Raw genomic sequence first — 17,534 nt, forward strand, 5'->3', positions numbered from 1 at the left:
GAGCATTCCCTTGTTCCGCGGCTCCGCGTCCGATTATCGCAAGCGGGAGCCGTGGAAGAAATCGGCGTGATCGGCGTGATCCGGCGTGAATCGCGATCCAGGGGTTGATGGTGGCACCCGGCGGCGGACATGGGGAAGCCGCCGGGTGCGGAGTGACCCGGCGGCTTCGAAAGATTTCGAGCGGGCCTGGGGGGCACCCCCAGGCCCGCAAGGCACTGGGGGAGGGTCAGCCGGCTACTCGTACGGCCAGCGCGTCGCCGATCTCCGACGTGCTGCGGGCGGGCCTGCCGGTGCGCTCCGCGAGGTCGGCCGAGACGGCCTCGTCGATCCGGGCGGCCTCGGCGTCGTAGCCGAGGTGGCGCAGGAGCAGGGCGACGGACAGGACCGTGGCGGTGGGGTCGGCCTTGCCCTGGCCGGCGATGTCGGGCGCGGAACCGTGGACCGGCTCGAACATCGACGGGAAGTCACCGCTCGGGTTGATGTTTCCGCTCGCGGCGACACCGATGCCGCCGGAGACGGCCGCGGCGAGGTCGGTGATGATGTCGCCGAAGAGGTTGTCGGTGACGATGACGTCGAAGCGCTCGGGCTGGGTGACCAGGTAGATGGTCGCGGCGTCGACGTGCATGTACTCGGTGGTGACGTCGGGGAACTCCTCGGCCACCTTGTTGAAGATGTTGGTCCACAGGTGACCGGCGAAGGCCAGCACGTTGTTCTTGTGGATCAGCGCCAGCTTCTTGCGCGGGCGGGCCTGCGCACGGGCGAAGGCGTCCCGCACGACGCGCTCGACACCGAAGGCCGTGTTCACGGAGACCTCGGTGGCGACCTCGTGCTCGGTGCCCTTCCTGATGGTGCCGCCGTTGCCGGTGTACGGGCCCTCGGTGCCCTCGCGGACGACGATGAAGTCGATCTCGGGCTGGCCGGCGAGCGGGGTGGCGACACCCGGGAGCAGCTTCGACGGACGCAGGTTGACGTGGTGGTCGAAGAGGAAGCGGAGCTTCAGCAGGAAGCCGCGCTCCAGGACACCGGACGGCACCGACGGGTCGCCGATGGCCCCGAGCAGGATCGCGTCGTGCTTCTTCAGCGCGTCGACGTCGGCGTCGGTGAGGGTCTCACCGGTGGCGTGGTAGCGCCGGGCGCCGAAGTCGTACTCCTTGGTCTCCAGCTTCACATCCTGCGGAAGGACGGCGGAGAGGACCTTCAGACCTTCGGCCACGACCTCCTGGCCGATGCCGTCACCGGGAATCACTGCGAGATTGAGGCTGCGAGACATGTCGGCACCCTACTCCCCGTCCCATTGAATGACATGCGGTGTCCGCGATCCGGACACCCGGACAGGGGAAGGCTTCTGCGCTTCAACCGGCGTTCACCCGTATGCAGGGCGGGTGTTGGCCACCGCTGGGAACTTTCCCACCATGGACCTCCCCGACTTCGGCATCCCTCCGCAGCTTGCCCGCCGCATGAGCATGGCGGAGCAGCACGAGTACCTGCGCACCAAGCTGACCCGCCGCCGCACGCTGGTGACCGCGGGCGCGGTCGCGGGCGGGCTGCTGACGGGCTGCTCGGGGCCGGAGAAGCCCGCGGGCACGGCCGGCCCGCGACCCTCCCCGTCCGTCTCCACCAAGGTGCCGGGCTCGGCCGTCGCCCCCTTCGGCCGCCATCTCGCCTTCGGCGCCGATCCGAAGTCGCAGATGCGGATCTCCTGGCAGGTACCGGCCGCGGTGAAGAAGCCGTACGTCCGGATCGGTCTGCGCCCCGACGAGCTGAGCCGCAGGATCGACGCCGAGATCCGCGATCTGCACACCCCCGGGCTGCAGGGCATCCGCCCGGCGCTGGAGCAGTACTACGTCCACGCGGCACTGGACTCGCTGCGCCCCGGCACGACGTACTACTACGGCGCGGGTCATGACGGCTTCGACCCGGCGGCCCCGGAGAACCGCGCCACGATCGCCTCCTTCCACACGGCTCCCGCGAGCCCGGAGGCCTTCACCTTCACGGCCTTCGGCGACCAGGGCGTCAGCGAGGCGGCCGCCACCAACGACAAACTCCTGCTGGGCCAGAACCCGGCCTTCCACCTCCACGCAGGCGACATCTGCTACGCCAACGTCAGGGGGGCGGGCGAGAAGTCGGACGGCTACGACCCAGGCTTCTGGGACGGTTACCTCAAGCAGACCGAGTCGGTGGCCAGGTCGGTGCCGTGGATGGTGACGACCGGCAACCACGACATGGAGGCCTGGTACTCGCCGGACGGCTACGGCGGCCAGCTGGCCCGCTGGTCCCTGCCGGACAGCGGCTTCGATGCCCGTACGGCCCCGGGCGTGTACTCCTTCACCTACGGCAACGTCGGCTTCGTGGCGCTGGACGCGAACGACGTGTCGTACGAGATTCCCGCCAACCAGGGGCACACGGACGGCCGTCAGACCAAGTGGCTGGACGAGCGGCTCGGTGAACTGCGGGCGGCGAAGGGGGTCGACTTCATCGTCGTCTTCTTCCACCACTGCGCGTACTCGACGTCCTCGCACGCGTCCGACGGGGGTGTGCGGGCCGAGTGGGTGCCGCTGTTCGCCCGGCACCAGGTGGACCTGGTGATCAACGGGCACAACCACGTATACGAGCGGACGGACGCCATCAAGAACGGCGAGGTCGGCCGGCAGGTGCCCATCGGCGCCTCGACGGACCCGACGCGGGACGGCATCGTGTACGTCACGGCCGGCGGGGGCGGCAAGGAGCTGTACGGCTTCCCCTCGGGCGTCGAGGAGAGCTACGAGGGGCATGTCACCGAGCGGGAGTCGATCGACACCTTCAAGTGGACCAAGTCGCGCAACACCAAGGCGGAGCGCGTGGAGTGGTCGCGGGTGCGTTTTCGGGGCTTCTCGTTCCTCAGCGTGACGGCGGAGGGCGGCGCGAAGCCCCGGCTGAAGGTGTCGGCACTGGCGCAGAACGGCGAGCGCATCGACCACTTCGAGGTGCGGCGCGGAGCCTGAGACCACGCGCCGCACCTCGATCGGGGCGGCTCCCGGCTGGTGCGGGCGGCAGCGGTGTCAGGCGGCCTGGTGGCCGGTGCTGCCGCCGTTGTCCCTGCGGTCGAGGGCGCGCTGGAGGGCGGCGGCGGCGTTCTTGCGGTCGGACTCGCTCGTACGGGAGAGGTGACGGACTCGACGGCGGGCGGTCGTCTCGGCCATGGGAAATCGACTCCTTCGACATCCTGGAGTGCAACAGGGGGGTTACGAGACGCCGGGTGGGGCGGGGAGCGGTGCCGCAGGGGTTGCCTGCACGGGGCCCGGCTCACGACCGCCATTCGCTTGATCGAGCGAGACGTTCGGCTTCTACAAAGCTAAGGGAGGACGGCGCATCTGTCTCCACAATTACTCGGACTTCCTACTATCTGAGACGGTGGACTAGGTCACACTGCGCTGACCTGCGCTTTTCGATGTAACCCCTGTCAGAGCACATCCCCGTCCCGCCAGTCGAAGACGAGCTCGAAGGCCGGGTCGAGGGACGGGGTGAGGGCAGCCCTCACCCAGGTGCTCCCCTCTTCCTCCGCCAGCCGCACGACGCCCTCGGGCCCCAGCGCGCAGACCCGTCCGCCCCACACCTGCCAGCCCCGGGCGGCATACAGCGCGGCCCCCTCGTCACTCGCGGACAGCATCCCCGCGTCATAGGCCCGGTCGATCACCCGCTCCAGCTCCGCCATCACCCGCCCGCCCAGCCCGGTACGACGCACATCCGGCAGTACGCCGACCGCCTCGACGTACCCGGCCCGCAGCCACCGCTCCCGGTGCCGCACCCGCCGCATGATCACGGCCCCGTGCGCGACGAACCGCCCGGCGTCGTCCTGCACCAGGGCGTGCATCCCGCCGAGCCCGTGCTCGAAGTCCTCGTCGGAGAAGTCGCCGTCGAACGACTCGTCCAACAGGGCGCGGATCGCGTGCAGTTCGGTGGGGGTGAGGTCGGCGGTATGGGCGGTGCGCACGGTGTAGGGGGATGCGGTGGTGGTCATCGGCCCAGTATCGGCGCCCGCGCCGGACGGGTGTCGAGGACCGGCCACCGGGGTCACGATGGACCCACGCCGCCCGGGCGGCCCGGGCCGTGGATCGCCCACTCGGCTGATCCTCCGCGCGGCACGGGACATACGGTCACGACGAGGGGAACGGTGAGGTCATGAACGACACGGCGAAGGTGTTCCTTGAGGGCGGCCCGGACGACCTGTCCGACCGGATCGTCCCCACCCCCTCCCCCGGCCCGGACGTGAAGATCGAGCTCCGAAACGGCTACGAGCACTTCCGTCCGACCTCCCGCCGGGCGAACACACCCGAGGGCAGCCTCCCCGTGTACGAGTGGTGGGAGCGCACGGAGATGCCGGGCTAGCCGCCCCGGCCCGCCCCACGCCACGGAGCACCACGGCTGTCCTCGTAGGCCGGGCGCCAGTCGGCATCCGGGCCGATGCCCGTTCCGGACACGTACACCAGCGCGCTCACCCGGTCCGGGTGGGCCAGTGCGTGGGCGAGCGCGAGCTGTGCGCCCCAGGAATGGCCGAGCAGCACCGTCCGCTCCAGCCCGAAGTCCCGTCGTACGGCGTCCAGATCGGCCACGAACCGGTCGGTGGTCCAGGGGCCGGCGCACCGCTCGGAGCGTCCGCATCCGCGCTGGTCCCAGCGGCCGTATTCTCCCCGCGCGGCGAAGGGCCGGGTCCGTCAAGGCCCGGCCCTTCGCGCTGAGTTGGGGTGTCAGCCCATGTGCGGGTAGGTGTAGTCGGTCGGCGGGACCAGCGTCTCCTTGATGGCGCGGGTCAGGGTCCAGCGCATCAGGTTCTGCGGGGCGCCGGCCTTGTCGTTGGTGCCGGAGGCGCGGCCGCCGCCGAAGGGCTGCTGGCCGACGACGGCGCCGGTCGACTTGTCGTTGATGTAGAAGTTGCCGGCGGCGTAGCGCAGCTTGTCCATGGTGTGCGCCGCGGCCGCGCGGTCGCCCGCGATGACCGAGCCGGTCAGGGCGTACGCGGAGACCGACTCCATCTGCTCCAGCATCTCGTCGTACTTGTCGTCCTCGTAGACGTGCACGGCGAGGAACGGGCCGAAGTACTCGGTGGTGAAGACCTCGTTCTCCGGGTCGGAGCACTCGACGACGGTCGGGCGGACGAAGTAGCCGACCGAGTCGTCGTAGGAGCCGCCCGCGACGATCGTGCAGGACGGGTCGGACTTGGCGCGGTCGATCGCGGCCTTGTTCTTGGCGAAAGCCCGCTCGTCGATGACGGCGCCGACGAAGTTGGACAGGTCCGTCACATCGCCCATGGTGATGTAGTCGACCTCGGCCGCGAACTCCTCCTTGAAGCCGGAGTTCCAGATCGACGCCGGGATGTACGCCCGCGAGGTCGCCGAGCACTTCTGGCCCTGGAACTCGAAGGCACCGCGGGTCAGCGCCGTCTTCAGGATCGCCTTGTCGGCGCTCGGGTGGGCGACGACGAAGTCCTTGCCGCCGGTCTCGCCGACGATGCGCGGGTAGGAGCGGTACTTCTCGATGTTGTTGCCGACCGTCTTCCACAGGTACTGGAAGGTCTTGGTCGAGCCGGTGAAGTGGATACCGGCGAGGTCGCGGTGCTCAAGCGCCACCTTGGAGACCTCGATGCCGTCACCGGTGACGAGGTTGATGACGCCCTTGGGCAGACCGGCCTCCTCAAGGAGCTGCATCAGCAGTACGGCCGCGTGGGTCTGGGTCGGGGACGGCTTCCAGACGACGACGTTGCCCATCAGCGCGGGCGCGGTGGGCAGGTTGCCCGCGATCGCCGTGAAGTTGAACGGCGTGATCGCGTAGACGAAGCCCTCCAGCGGGCGGTGGTCGAGACGGTTCCAGACACCCGGGGAGTTGGCGACCGGCTGCTCGGCGAGCAGGTCACGGGCGTACTTGACGTTGAAGCGCCAGAAGTCGATCAGCTCGCAGGGCGTGTCGATCTCGGCCTGCTGGGCGGTCTTGGACTGGCCCAGCATGGTGGAGGCGGCCAGCGTCTCGCGCCACGGGCCGGACAGCAGCTCGGCGGCGCGCAGGATGATCGCCGCGCGGTCGTCGAAGGACATCGCACGCCAGGCCGGCGCGGCGGCGAGGGCCGCGTCGATGGCGTCCTGGGCGTCCTGCTGGGTGGCGTTGCCGTAGGTGCCGAGGCGGGCCTTGTGGTTGTGCGGCTGCACGACGTCGAACGGCTCACCGCCGCCCATCCGCTTCTCGCCGCCGATGGTGCAGGGCAGGTCGATCGGGTTCTCGGCGAGCTCCTTGAGCTTGGCCTCCAGCCGGGCCCGCTCGGGCGAGCCGGGGGCGTAGCCGTGCACCGGCTCGTTGACGGGGGTGGGGACCTGGGTCACAGCGTCCATGAGATCCGTAACTCCTTGAACTTGAGCGGGTGTTCGGGCTCAGCCTTTGCTGACGATCGAGCGGGCGAAGAAACGCAGGTTGGCCGGCTTCTCCGCGAGCCGCCGCATGAAGTAGCCGTACCAGTCGGTGCCGTAGGCGGTGTAGACGCGCATGCGGTGGCCCTCGGCGGCCAGTCGCAGGTGTTCGTCGCTCCTGATCCCGTACAGCATCTGGAACTCGTACTCGTCGAGCTTGCGCCCGGCGCGCCGGGCGAGTTCCTGGGAGATGGAGATCAGGCGCGGGTCGTGGGACCCGATCATCGGGTACCCGGCGCCCTCCATCAGAACCTTCAGGATGCGGACGTACGCCTTGTCGATCTCGTGTTTCTGCTGGTAGGCAACCTCGGCGGGCTCCTTGTAGGCCCCCTTGACCAGTCGCACCCGGCTGCCGGCGGCGGCGAGGCGGCGGGCGTCGGCCTCGGTGCGGAAGAGGTAGGCCTGGATGACGCAGCCGGTCTGCGGGAAGTCCCGGCGCAGCTCCTCGTGGATGGCGAACATCGAGTCGAGGGTGGTGTGGTCCTCGGCGTCGAGCGTCACGGTGGTGCCGATCGCGGCGGCGGCCTCGACGACCGGCCGGACGTTGGCGAGGGCGAGCTCGTGGCCGCCCTCCAGTGCCTGCCCGAACATGGACAGCTTCACGGACATCTCGGCCCGCTCGCCCAGCTCCAGTTCCTTGAGCCGGTCGATGAGCGCCAGATAGGCGTCCCGGGCGGCCGCGGCCTGGTCCGGGCGGGTGATGTCCTCGCCGACGACGTCCATCGTCAGTTCCAGACCCCGGTCGCTGAGGTCCTTGATGATCGGCACGATCTCGTCGACCGTCTCGCCCGGGATGAAGCGGTCGACGACCTGCTTGGTCACCGGCGCCGCCGAGATCAGGCGTCGCATCCGGTCGCTGCGCGACGCGGCGAGAATCACGGGACCCAGCACGGGGCACCTCCACAGAACAGCGAAAGGCGGCCGAATCCCAACCATTCGGGTACGGCACGGAGAACCACCGTGAAACCTAAGGATCCCTCCGATCGTCGGCCATCGACAGCTGTCACGCATCCGTGCCGCAGATCTCAGACAGATGTATGAAGCCCCTCGGGATATGCGGGAGAATGCCCGTGTGACGTCCGAATTCAAGGGTGACTACCAGGAGCTGGTCGATGAGATCTCGGAGCTCCTCGGCGCCCCCGCGACGCTGGAGAACCGGGACTTCGAGCTGATCGCCTTCGGTGCCTACGACAGCGAGGACGAGCTCGACGCCTCGGCCCTGGACCCCGTCCGCACCCGCTCGATCCTGACCCGCCGCTCGACATCGGCCGTACGGACCTGGTTCGAGGGCTTCGGCATCACCCGCGCGAGCGGACCGGTGCGGATCCCGCGGACGCCGGAGGCGGGGGTGTACCGCGGACGTATTTGTCTGCCGGTACGCCACAGGAGTGTCGTGCTGGGCTACGTCTGGCTCCTCGACGACGATCCGGGCCCCACGGACCGGCAGCTTTCGGCCGCGATGGAGGTGACCGCGCGGATCGGCGCGCTGCTCGCGGACGAGGCGCAGCACGGTGCGGACCTCAGCCGGGAGCTGCGGGCGGTGTTGACCGCCGAGCGCGGCTGGCAGGGCGACATGGCGGTCGCCGAGCTGCGCACGGCCCTGGGCGCACGCGCCGACGGCGTCCATACGGTGGCCTGCGTGACCCCCTGGCCCTCGGCCGACCCCGACGACGCCCCGTCGGTGCGGACGGTGCCGCACGCCACCGCGCTGTGCACGGTCCCGTGGGGGACGACGGGGCAGAGCCTCGCGGTGCTGGTCCGGCTGCGCTCGCCCGAGGTGCGCACGGCGGCGCTGGCCGCGGCGTCCCGGCTGCTGAAGGAGAGCCCGGCGCCCCCACGTCCTTCCGCGCAGGGCCCGGCGCGGATGGCGGCCGGTCTCGGTGAACCCCGCGCCGGGCTCGCCGACCTGGGCACCGTCTGGCAGGAGGCGTCGGCCGCGGCCCGCGCGGCCCTGGCGGAACCGCGGTTCGGCCCGGTGGCCGAGTGGTCGCGCATCGGCCCGTACCGTCTGCTGACCGCCCTCTCCCCCGACACCGTCCACGACCCCGCGGTCACCCCCCTCCTCTCCCCCGCCCACCACGAACTCGCCCGCACCGCCGAGGTCTACCTGGACTGCGCGGGCCAGGCCGGCCGCACCGCCGCCGAGCTGGGCATCCACCGCCAGACCCTCTACTACCGCCTCTCCCGCGTCGAACAGCTCACGGGCCTGGACCTGGACGACGGCGAGGACCGGCTGCTGCTGCACATGGCGCTGAAGGGGGCGCGGCTGTAGGCGTGCCGGTCGGCCGGGTCAGCCGGTGGTGACCGCCGTGAGGGCGTCATGGAGCGTGGCACCGTCCGGTGGGCCGTAGCTCCAGCGGGCGGCGATGTGGCCGTCGGGGCGGACGAGCAGGGCGCCCAGCGGATCCGGACCCCACTGGCCGGCCTGCTCGGCGGGCAGGGTCTCGACGCGCAGCGGCCAGGGCAGGATGGCGGGCGGCTCCCACGGGGCGAGGGTCAGCAGGGTGAACCACTCGCCGAACGCGTCGAGCGTGCAGCGCCCGTCCGTGAGCCGGAGATGCGGCGCGCGGTGGCCCGGTTCGGCCGTGGGGACATAGGCCGTGCCCGTCTCCGGTGGGCTGCCGTCACCGGTCAGTACGGCCGCGGAGCGGTAGGCGACGCCGAGGACGAGCCCGAGTTGCGCGAAGTACTGCTCCGACCAGGGCGGTTCGACACGGTCCGGCGTCTGTTCCCCGTGGGAGCCGCCCGCCTGGAGCTGTTCGCGGCGCACCTCCTGCACCTGGAACATCATCTTGGAGTTCTCCACCGCCTGGCCCAGGGTCCGGTGGGCGACCGGCCGCCGTTCCGTCTCGTAGCTGTCCAGCAGCCCCGGCCAGGCCCACCCGCGCAGCACGCCCGCCAGTTTCCAGCAGAGGTTGTGCACATCGGCGACCCCGACGTTCATGCCCAGCCCCCCGGCGGGCGGGATCGCGTGCGCGGCGTCCCCGGCCAGCAGGATCCGGCCGTGCCTGAAGCGATCCGCGACGAAGGCGTTCACGACCCAGTGCTGGACGCGCAGGACGTCGACCGCCACGTCGGCGCCGAGGGAGCGCGAGACGCGGCCGGACCAGTCGGCGCCCTCGGTGTCCTCGGGTGTGGGGGTGAACCAGGCCCAGCCGCCCTCGGGGTACAGCGGGAGGAAGGAGCCCTGTGCGGTGAGGTAGACCCCGGCGGGCTGCCGGGCGGACCAGTGGTCGAGGTCGGCGTCGAACACGACGGTGGTGACGCGGCCGACCGCACCGGGGCCGGTGGTGCCGATGCCCAGCCGCGCCCGGACGGTGGAGTTCGCGCCGTCGGCGGCGAGCACGTAACGGGCGCGGACGGGCGTCTCGGCACCGCTTGCGCGGTCGACGAGCCGGGCCACGACGCCCTCGTCCTCCTCGGCCACATCGACGAGTTCGACCCCGAACCGCACCTGCGAGGCCGCCGCGCCGAGCAGCGTGGGCTCCAGACGGTCCTGCGAGGTGACCACCCCGAACTCGGGGCTCTCCGGCACCGGCCCGTTCACGCCGATCATCGCGGCCGACGCGAAGTCGGGGGCGTGCAGCGTGTCGCGGAAGCGGATCCGGCCGTACTCCGCCGGGAACGCGGCGGCCCTGATCCGCTCGGCGATGCCGAGCTGCCGGAAGATCTCCATCGAGCGCACGTTGACCAGCCGGGACCGCGGAAAGGGCGACAGCTCCCGGTGTTTCTCGACCAGCAGCACACGTACGCCCCAGCGTTCGAGCAGGGCCCGCGCGGTGAGCCCGACGGGCCCGCCACCGACGATCAGGACCTCCACCTCGGGATGCATGGAATCCATCATCCGCACCCCGCCCCGTCTCGTCATGGCGAACCCCAGCTACTGGAAATGATTGTCATCATGCTACGGTCACAGCAACCGCTCTCTTGACTGCCCCTTTACCCGCCCTTTCACCCGGAGGGTCCCGTGCGCCTGCCCGCCCGCCGTCTGTTCCCCGTCACCGCCGTCACCGCGGCCTCCGCACTGCTCACCGGCTGCTTCGCCGGGGCGGAGTCCGCCGGAGACCCGGCGGACGGCAAGCGCATCCGAGTCGCGATGATGCAGCCCCCGCGCTCCGGGCTGTCCCCGCTCTCGGACGACGCGTTCAAGCTGTCCCGCTGGTCGACGGCCGAGACCCTGGTGAAGCTCGACGCCGACGGTGACGCCCGGCCCGCCCTCGCCACCGAGTGGCAGCAGTCCGGCCGCACTTGGAGCTTCGAGATACGCGACGGCGTCACCTTCCACGACGGCACGAAGCTGGACGCCGACGCCGTCGTACGCTCCCTCACCAAGGCGGCCACGGCGTCCCCCAAGCCCCGCATCCTCGACGGCGTCGAGCTGACCGCGAAGGCCGCCGGGGACAGGGTCACCGTCACGACCGCCAACGAGGACCCCCTGGTCCCGCAGCGGCTCAGCTCACCGCAGCTGTCGATCCTGGCGGCGAAGGCGTACCGGGGAAAGACGGTGAACCCCGTCGGCGCCGGCACCGGCCCCTTCGAGCTGGTCAAGGCGGACGGCACGGCCTCCGCCACCCTCGACCGCTACGACGCCTACTGGGGCGGCAGGGCCGAGGCCGCGGGAATCGACGTGACGTTCGTCCCCGACGGCACCGCCCGCGCGGCGGCGCTGCGCAGCGGCGAGGCCGACATCGTGGAGGCGATCCCGGTCTCGCAGGCCGCGGTGCTCGACCAGGACCTGATCACCGAGGTCCCGATGCCGCGCACCAACACCCTCTACCTGAACACCGCCAGGGGCGCCTTCAAGGACGCCTCGCTGCGGGCGGCGGCCCGTGAGGCCATCGACGCCGAGGCCATCGTGAAGGGCGTGTACGAGGGTCGCGCCGATGTCGCCGAGGGGCTGCTCGGACCGGCCCTGCCGTGGGCGGCCGAGCTGCGCGAGCCGGTCGCCCGGGACGCCGGGGCGGGGAGGCCGGGCGGCGCGGCGATCACCATCGGGACGTACACCGACCGCGCCGAGATGCCCGAGGTGGCGGCCACACTGCAACAGCAGCTCCAGAAGGCCGGGTTCAAGGTGAGGCTCGACGTCCGCGAGTACACGAACATCGAGGCCGACGCCCTGGCCGGCAGGTTCGACGCGTTCGTCCTCTCCCGCGCCACCGTCCTCGACTCCGGTGACCCGGCCGCGTACCTCTACAGCGACTTCGCCTCCGACGGCACCTTCAACCTGTCGCGGTTCGCCGACAAGGGCGTCGACAAGGCCCTGCGCAAGGCCGCCGACACCGAGGTCGGGGACGCCCGCCGCAAGGCGGTCATCGAGGCCGAAGCCGCCGTGCTCGCGAAGGACGCGGCCGTACCGATGCTCCACGAGCGGGTGATCCAGGGCGACGCCGAAGGGGTCGTGAACGCCGCTCACGACCCGCGCGAGCGTGAGCTCGTCACCGCGCGCACGTACGTCAAGTGAGGTTCGCGGCAAGGAGGTTGATCAGTCCGGCCGGACTGACCCGCCTCGGCTGTCTCGTGGCCGTACTGGCCACCGTCGGCCTGCTGCCCTGGCTCGCGCACCGGGACCCCGCGCTCACCGTGCTGCGCGCCCGGTCGGCCGAGCGGGAGCCCACCGAGGAGGCCCTGTCCGCGATCCGCGAGGACCTCGGGCTGGACGCCGGCCCCCTTTCCTTGCTGGGGAGTTGGGCCTCTGACCTGCTGCGCGGCGACCTCGGCACCTCCTGGGTGTCGGGCACCGACGTGCTGCCGTCCGTCGTCGCCGGGCTCCAGGTGTCGCTGGGCCTGATGGGCGCGGCGCTCGGTGTCGCGATCGTGCTGGGCGCCCTGCTGGTGACGCCGGTGCTGGTGCGGGGGCGTGGATCGGCCGGTGCCTTCGCCGCCATGCTCGCCGCGGTTCCCGAGTTCCTGCTGGCCACCGTCGCGCTGCTGGTGTGCGGGGTGTGGCTGGGCCGGCTGCCGACGGCCGGCTGGGCGGGCCCCGAGTATCTGGTGCTGCCCGCGATCGCGCTCGGCGTCCCGGCGGGCGGTCTGCTCGGCCGGCTGGTCGCGGACGCGCTGCCCGCCGTCCTCGACGAGCGGTGGGTGGAGCTGTGGCGGGGCGCGGGAGTGAGCCGTACGGCGATCGCGGGGGCCGCCCTCAAGCGCGTACTGCCGCCGCTGGTACCGCAGTTCGGGATGGCAGCCGTCGGTCTGACCGGCGGGGCGGTCGCGGTGGAGATGGTGTTCGCGGTGCCCGGCATCGGCCGTACGGCGCTCGGCGCGGCCAAGTCGCAGGACCTTCCGCTGCTCCAGGGTTCGGTGCTGGCGTTGCTGCTGCTCGGCCTGGTCGCGGGCGTGGCGGCGGCGCTCACGCGCCGGTGGCTGCTGGGCCCCGCGCTGCGTGACGCCGGTCTGACGCTGCCCCCGGCCCGCCCGGTCCGTGCCCACCCGGCGATCCCGCTCACCCTGTTCACGGTCCTCGCCGTGACCATCGGCTGGGGCCTGCTGCGCGACCCGTACACCGTGCACCCGGCTGCCCGTCTCGCCGCCCCCACCTGGGCGCACCCGCTCGGCACCGACGCCCTCGGCCGCGACGTCCTCGCCCGGCTCGGCCACGGTGCCGCCTCGACGGTCGGCACGGCCGCCGCCATCTGCGTACTGAGCCTGCTGCTGGCGCTCGCCCTCGGCTTCCTGCCCGGCGTCGCGGCGGGCGCGGCGGACATCGCCAACGCGCTGCCCCCGGTGATCGTCGGCATCCTGGTCGCCGCGGCGACCGGCCCCGGCACGGGCGGCGCGGCCCTCGCCGTGGCACTGATCTCCTGGCCCGCGCTGTCCGCGCACGCGGCGGCGCTGGTGCAGGAGGTGCGGGCGTCGGCGTTCCTGACCGCCCAACGGGCCATGGGCGCAAGCCCGCTGTGGATCCTCACCCGGCACGTCCTGCCGTCCGTCGCCGCCCCGGTCGCCCGGCACGCCCTGCTCCGGCTGCCCGGTATCGCCCTCGCCCTGGCCTCCCTCGGCTTCCTGGGCCTCGGCGCCCAGCCGCCCGCCCCCGAGTGGGGCCTGCTGCTCGACGAGTCCCGCGCCTATGTCGAACGCGCCCCCTGGGCCGCCCTCGCCCCGGCCGTCGCCCTGGCCCTGCTGGCGGGGCTGGCGGTGTCGGGGGCGGCAGCCGTGCGGGGCGGCCGGAGGGTACGGCGAGCCGCGCCGTCGGCGACGAAGCCCGCGACGAAGAAGCCCGCAACGAAGAAGAAGGGGGCCTCCGTTGCCGTCTGATGTGCTCCTCTCGGTGCGTGAGCTGCGGATCGCCTTCGACGGTGTCGAGGTCGTGCGCGGTCTGTCCTTCGACGTCCGTCCGCGCGAGGCCCTCGCGATCGTCGGCGAGTCGGGCGCGGGCAAGTCCCTCACCGCCCGGGCCCTGCTGGGCATGCTGCCCCGGGGCGCGACGAGGAGCGGCACGATCGAGCCGGACCTCGCGGCGCACCGCGGCCGCCGAATCTCCCTCGTCCCGCAGGACGCCCTGTCCGCCCTGTCCCCCGTGCACCCGGTGGGCGACCAACTCGCCGCCGCCGTACGCTCGGTGGCCCGCGTCTCCCGCAAGGAGGCCCGGGCCCGGGCGGTCGCCGCGCTCGACCGGGTCGGCATCCCGGACGCCGCCCGCAAGGCACGGGCGTATCCGCACGAGTACTCCGGCGGCATGCGCCAGCGCGCGGTCATCGCCATGGCGACGGTCAACGAACCCGACGTCGTGGTCGCCGACGAGCCCACCACCGCCCTGGACGAGGAGCGCCGCGACCAGGTGCTGCGGGTGCTCGCCGAGCAGCGGGAGGCCGTGGGCGCCGCGCTCGTCCTCGTCACCCACGACATGGACGTCGTACGGGACCACGCGGACCGTGTGCTGGTCATGTACGCCGGACGCCTCACCGAGCTCGGCCGGGCGGGCAAGGTGCTGGACCGCCCCCGCGCCCCCTACACGGCGGGCCTGCTGGCCTCCCTCCCCCGGCACGCACCCCCGGGCCGCCGCCTCCCCGCCCTGCGCGGCGCCCCGCCCGCCCCGGCCGCCCTCCCCCCGGGCTGCGCCTTCAGCCCGCGCTGCCCGCTCGCGGCGGACCCCTGCCATACGGCGGAGCCGGAGCCGCAGGAGGTGGAGGGACGGCTGGTGGCCTGCTACCAGTGGGCCGAACTTCCGTACCCGGCAACGGAGTTGTTCCATGAGTGACGCCCTGCTCGACGTCCGCGACCTCGTCGTCCGCTACGGCGACGTGACCGCCGTGGACCGCGTCTCCTTCACCCTGGCCGCCGGCGAGACCCTCGCCCTCAACGGCCCGTCCGGCTGCGGCAAGTCCTCGACGGCCCTGGCCGTCCTCCAGCTGCGCCGCCCGGATTCCGGCGAAGTCCGTTTCGAGGGACGGGAGTTGACGACCCTCAGCGACCCCGAGCTGCGTCCGCTCCGCCCGCGTATGCAACCCGTCTTCCAGGACCCGTACGGCTCACTGAGCCCCCGCCACCGCATCCGCGACGCGGTGGCCGAACCGCTGAAGGTGCGGGGCCGCTGGAACGGCACCGACGGCCCCGCCCGGGTCGCCGAGCTCCTCGACCGGGTCGGCCTGGACCCGTCGTACGGCGACCGGCGTCCGCACGAACTCTCCGGCGGGCAGTGCCAACGCGTCGGGATCGCCCGCGCGCTGGCCTCCGATCCCCGGCTGCTGATCCTCGACGAGCCCGTCTCGTCCCTCGACCCCTCCGTCCGGGCCGGCGTGCTCAACCTGCTCGCCGACCTCCAGGACGACCTCGGGCTCGGCTACCTGTTCATCTGCCACGACCGGGCCGTCGTACGGCATGTCGCTGACCGGGTGCTGGAGATGCGGGACGGGCGGGTCACGTCCGAGTGGCGGCCTCGATCACCTGACGCAGCCCCTCGGTGAGCTGCTCCGCGGTGGGCGCGGTCTTCGGGTCGAAGGTCCACTGCGCGATGAGCCCGGTCATCAGGGTCACGTAGAACATGCCGAGGGTGTCCGCGGCCTCGTCCGGCACATCCTCCTCCCGGCCGCCCATGAGCAGCGGAATCAGTCCGCGCCCGGCCTCCCGCTGGGCCACCGCGAGATGGTCGCGGACCTCGGGCAGCTGGTCACCCATGACGACGATCTCCATGCTGAGCCGCCACAGCGAACCGGGTTCGCGCATGGTGCCGATGATGTTCGACCACACCTGCCGGAACCGTTCGACCGAGCCGGGCTCGGCGGTGATCCCACCGGCCCCGTCGCCCTCGAAGGCGTCGCCCATCCCCTCGACCAGCGCCACATACGCCTGCGCGAGCAGCGCGTCCTTCGAGCCGTAGTGGTAGCCGATCGAGGCCAGGTTGGTCCCCGACTCCTTGACGATGTCACGCGCCGTCGTACGCACGAAGCCCTTGGCGAGCAGGCAGCGCTTGGCGCCTTCGAGCAGATCCTCGCGGTGTCCCATGCACCCACCCTATCCCGGATCCATACACCCGTCCTAGACGACTGTCTTACACGAGCGTTCTATACGCTTGTCCTAGACAGCCGTCTAAGACGCGCGTACATTCACCGGCATGCCAACGAATCCGAGCACCACCACCCCGCCCACCCACGCCGGCCGCCGCGAATGGACCGCCCTCGGCGTGCTGATGCTCCCGCTGCTGCTGGTCTCGATGGACGTCTCGGTCCTCTACTTCGCGATCCCGGCGATCAGCGCGGACCTGGCGCCGAGCGGCACCCAGCAGCTGTGGATCTTCGACATCTACGCCTTCGTCCTGGCCGGCCTGCTGATGACGATGGGCTCGCTCGGCGACCGCATCGGCCACCGCCGCCTCCTGCTGATCGGCGCCGCCGCCTTCGGCACGGCCTCACTGGCGGCGGCGTACGCCACCAGCGCCGAGATGCTGATCGCCGCCCGCGCACTCCTCGGCATCGGCGGCGCGACCCTGATGCCGTCCACGATGGCCATGCTCCGCGCGATGTTCACCGACCCCGCCCAGCGCGCGAAGGCGATCGGACTGTGGTCCGGCGTGATGACGGCCGGGATCGCACTCGGCTCGGTGATGAGCGGGGTGCTGGTCGAGTACTTCTGGTGGGGCTCGGTCTTCCTGGTCAACCTGCCCGCGATGGCCCTGCTGCTCGTCCTCGGCCCGGCGCTGCTCCCTGAGTCGAAGAACCCTTCGTCCGGCCGCTTCGACTGGCTGAGCGTCCCGCTGTCGATGGCCGCCGTGCTCCCCGTGATCTACGGCCTGAAGGAGATCCCGTCCGAGGGCTGGAACGTCCGCTACGTCGTCTCCATCACCGTCGGCCTGCTGTTCGCGGCCCTTTTCGTGCACCGCCAGCGCACGGCCTCGGCACCGATGATCTCCCCGGAACTGTTCCGCGGACGGGGCTTCGCCCCCTCGGTCACCCTGAACCTCCTCTCCGCGTTCGGGGTGATGGGTGCGGCCTACTTCACCACGCAGTACATCCAGTCCGTGCTCGACAAGAGCGCGCTGGAGGCGGCCCTGTGGGCGCTGCTCCCGTCGGTGCCGATCGGGGCGGCCGCGCCGATCGCGACCCAGCTGGTACAGAAGGGCGTGGGCCGCGCCCACGTCGTCGCGACGGGCTTTGGAATCGCCGCGTCGGGGTTCGGGCTACTGGCCCTCGCCGATACGGACTCGATGGTGCTGGTGCTGGTCTCGTGCGCGGTCCTCGCCGTCGGGTGCGTCGTGGTGATGTCCCAGATCATGGACCTCGCGCTGAGCAGCGCCCCGGTGGAGCGGGCGGGCACGGCGTCCTCCCTGATGGAGACCGGCGCCGAGTTCGGCGGGGCGCTGGGCATGGCCGTCCTCGGCTCGATCGGCACGGCGGTCTACCGCCACGAGATCCCGGCCTCGGCCCCGGAGGTGGCACGCGAGACGCTGGGCGGAGCGCTGGCGGTCGCCGACCAGGTCCCGGGCCTGGCCAGGGTGGCTCGGGAGGCGTTCACCAGCGGAATGCAGGGGGCGGCGATCGCGGGGGCGGTACTGCTGGCGGGGGCGGCGGCGCTGGCGGTGCTCACGCTGCGCCGCGTCGAGGTGCGGGAGCATGCATGCGAAACGCCGGACGAGCCGAGCGAACTCAGCACGTCCGGCGTTTGAGAAGG

At 71.8% G+C, this 17,534-nt stretch carries 15 protein-coding genes and 1 pseudogene; 8 read left to right on the top strand and 8 right to left on the bottom strand.

Annotation, left to right across the window (positions count from 1 at the left end):
- Positions 1–226: 226 nt before the first annotated feature.
- Entirely contained in the window at positions 227–1,270 is a 1,044-nt protein-coding gene (locus ACFWYS_RS03230) for a 3-isopropylmalate dehydrogenase (RefSeq protein ID WP_384762586.1), read from the bottom strand.
- A gap of 142 nt (positions 1,271–1,412) precedes the next feature.
- On the opposite strand from ACFWYS_RS03230, the gene ACFWYS_RS03235 reads away from it, so the two are divergent.
- Positions 1,413–2,981: a purple acid phosphatase family protein gene (locus ACFWYS_RS03235; RefSeq protein WP_384762588.1), complete on the top strand. Its 1,569-nt coding sequence runs from the start codon at positions 1,413–1,415 to the stop codon at positions 2,979–2,981.
- Between the two features lie 57 nt (positions 2,982–3,038).
- Here the strand turns inward: ACFWYS_RS03235 and ACFWYS_RS03240 are convergent, their stop codons facing one another.
- Both ACFWYS_RS03240 and ACFWYS_RS03245 read right to left on the bottom strand, forming a co-directional pair.
- Positions 3,039–3,179 (bottom strand): hypothetical protein, encoded by a 141-nt coding sequence (locus tag ACFWYS_RS03240; RefSeq protein ID WP_384762590.1) that lies wholly within the window; start codon positions 3,177–3,179, stop codon positions 3,039–3,041.
- 260 nt (positions 3,180–3,439) lie between these two features.
- A complete protein-coding gene (locus ACFWYS_RS03245; RefSeq protein WP_384762592.1) occupies positions 3,440–3,997 on the bottom strand; it encodes a GNAT family N-acetyltransferase in 558 nt (185 codons plus the stop codon).
- Between the two features lie 161 nt (positions 3,998–4,158).
- Between ACFWYS_RS03245 and ACFWYS_RS03250 the strand changes: the two genes are divergently transcribed.
- Complete coding sequence (locus tag ACFWYS_RS03250) at positions 4,159–4,365, top strand: DUF5988 family protein (RefSeq protein ID WP_384762594.1); 207 nt, start codon at positions 4,159–4,161, stop codon at positions 4,363–4,365.
- A 44-nt stretch (positions 4,366–4,409) separates the two neighbouring features.
- Here the strand turns inward: ACFWYS_RS03250 and ACFWYS_RS03255 are convergent.
- From ACFWYS_RS03255 to ACFWYS_RS03265, 3 genes and pseudogenes are all read right to left on the bottom strand, one after another.
- Positions 4,410–4,655, bottom strand: a pseudogene (locus tag ACFWYS_RS03255) (alpha/beta fold hydrolase); the annotation flags it as partial.
- Between the two features lie 69 nt (positions 4,656–4,724).
- The gene (pruA, locus tag ACFWYS_RS03260) at positions 4,725–6,356 is read right to left on the bottom strand and encodes an L-glutamate gamma-semialdehyde dehydrogenase (protein ID WP_384762596.1); all 1,632 of its coding nucleotides are present in this window, start codon (positions 6,354–6,356) and stop codon (positions 4,725–4,727) included.
- Between the two features lie 39 nt (positions 6,357–6,395).
- Complete coding sequence (locus ACFWYS_RS03265; RefSeq protein WP_384762598.1) at positions 6,396–7,322, bottom strand: proline dehydrogenase family protein; 927 nt, start codon at positions 7,320–7,322, stop codon at positions 6,396–6,398.
- A gap of 181 nt (positions 7,323–7,503) precedes the next feature.
- Between ACFWYS_RS03265 and ACFWYS_RS03270 the strand changes: the two genes are divergently transcribed.
- Positions 7,504–8,703, top strand: a complete 1,200-nt coding sequence (locus ACFWYS_RS03270; RefSeq protein ID WP_384762599.1) for a PucR family transcriptional regulator — start codon at positions 7,504–7,506, stop codon at positions 8,701–8,703.
- Positions 8,704–8,721: 18 nt separating this feature from the next.
- On the opposite strand, the gene ACFWYS_RS03275 is transcribed toward ACFWYS_RS03270, so the two are convergent.
- The gene (locus ACFWYS_RS03275) at positions 8,722–10,263 is read right to left on the bottom strand and encodes an FAD-dependent monooxygenase (protein WP_384762601.1); all 1,542 of its coding nucleotides are present in this window, start codon (positions 10,261–10,263) and stop codon (positions 8,722–8,724) included.
- Positions 10,264–10,398: 135 nt separating this feature from the next.
- On the opposite strand from ACFWYS_RS03275, the gene ACFWYS_RS03280 reads away from it, so the two are divergent.
- From ACFWYS_RS03280 to ACFWYS_RS03295, 4 genes are read left to right on the top strand one after another with little or no spacing between them, the layout of a single operon-like run.
- Positions 10,399–11,892 carry an ABC transporter substrate-binding protein gene (locus tag ACFWYS_RS03280; protein WP_384762603.1) on the top strand — a complete coding sequence of 498 codons (1,494 nt, stop codon included), beginning with the start codon at positions 10,399–10,401 and terminating at the stop codon, positions 11,890–11,892.
- A 17-nt stretch (positions 11,893–11,909) separates the two neighbouring features.
- Positions 11,910–13,685, top strand: coding sequence for an ABC transporter permease subunit (locus ACFWYS_RS03285; protein ID WP_384762605.1), 1,776 nt, complete (start codon positions 11,910–11,912; stop codon positions 13,683–13,685).
- Positions 13,675–14,628 carry an ABC transporter ATP-binding protein gene (locus ACFWYS_RS03290; protein ID WP_384762607.1) on the top strand — a complete coding sequence of 318 codons (954 nt, stop codon included), beginning with the start codon at positions 13,675–13,677 and terminating at the stop codon, positions 14,626–14,628. Before ACFWYS_RS03285 ends, ACFWYS_RS03290 begins: the two co-directional genes overlap by 11 nt.
- Complete coding sequence (locus ACFWYS_RS03295; RefSeq protein WP_384762609.1) at positions 14,621–15,334, top strand: ATP-binding cassette domain-containing protein; 714 nt, start codon at positions 14,621–14,623, stop codon at positions 15,332–15,334. The genes ACFWYS_RS03290 and ACFWYS_RS03295 overlap by 8 nt, the downstream gene beginning before the upstream one ends.
- Here the strand turns inward: ACFWYS_RS03295 and ACFWYS_RS03300 are convergent.
- Positions 15,288–15,872, bottom strand: a complete 585-nt coding sequence (locus tag ACFWYS_RS03300; protein WP_384762610.1) for a TetR/AcrR family transcriptional regulator — start codon at positions 15,870–15,872, stop codon at positions 15,288–15,290. The genes ACFWYS_RS03295 and ACFWYS_RS03300 overlap by 47 nt on opposite strands.
- A gap of 109 nt (positions 15,873–15,981) precedes the next feature.
- Here ACFWYS_RS03300 and ACFWYS_RS03305 point away from each other — a divergent pair, with 109 nt between their 5' ends.
- Positions 15,982–17,529, top strand: coding sequence for an MFS transporter (locus tag ACFWYS_RS03305; RefSeq protein ID WP_384762612.1), 1,548 nt, complete (start codon positions 15,982–15,984; stop codon positions 17,527–17,529).
- The last annotated feature ends 5 nt before the right edge of the window (positions 17,530–17,534 follow it).

The organism is Streptomyces sp. NPDC059010, assembly GCF_042740355.1.
Classification (GTDB): domain Bacteria; phylum Actinomycetota; class Actinomycetes; order Streptomycetales; family Streptomycetaceae; genus Streptomyces.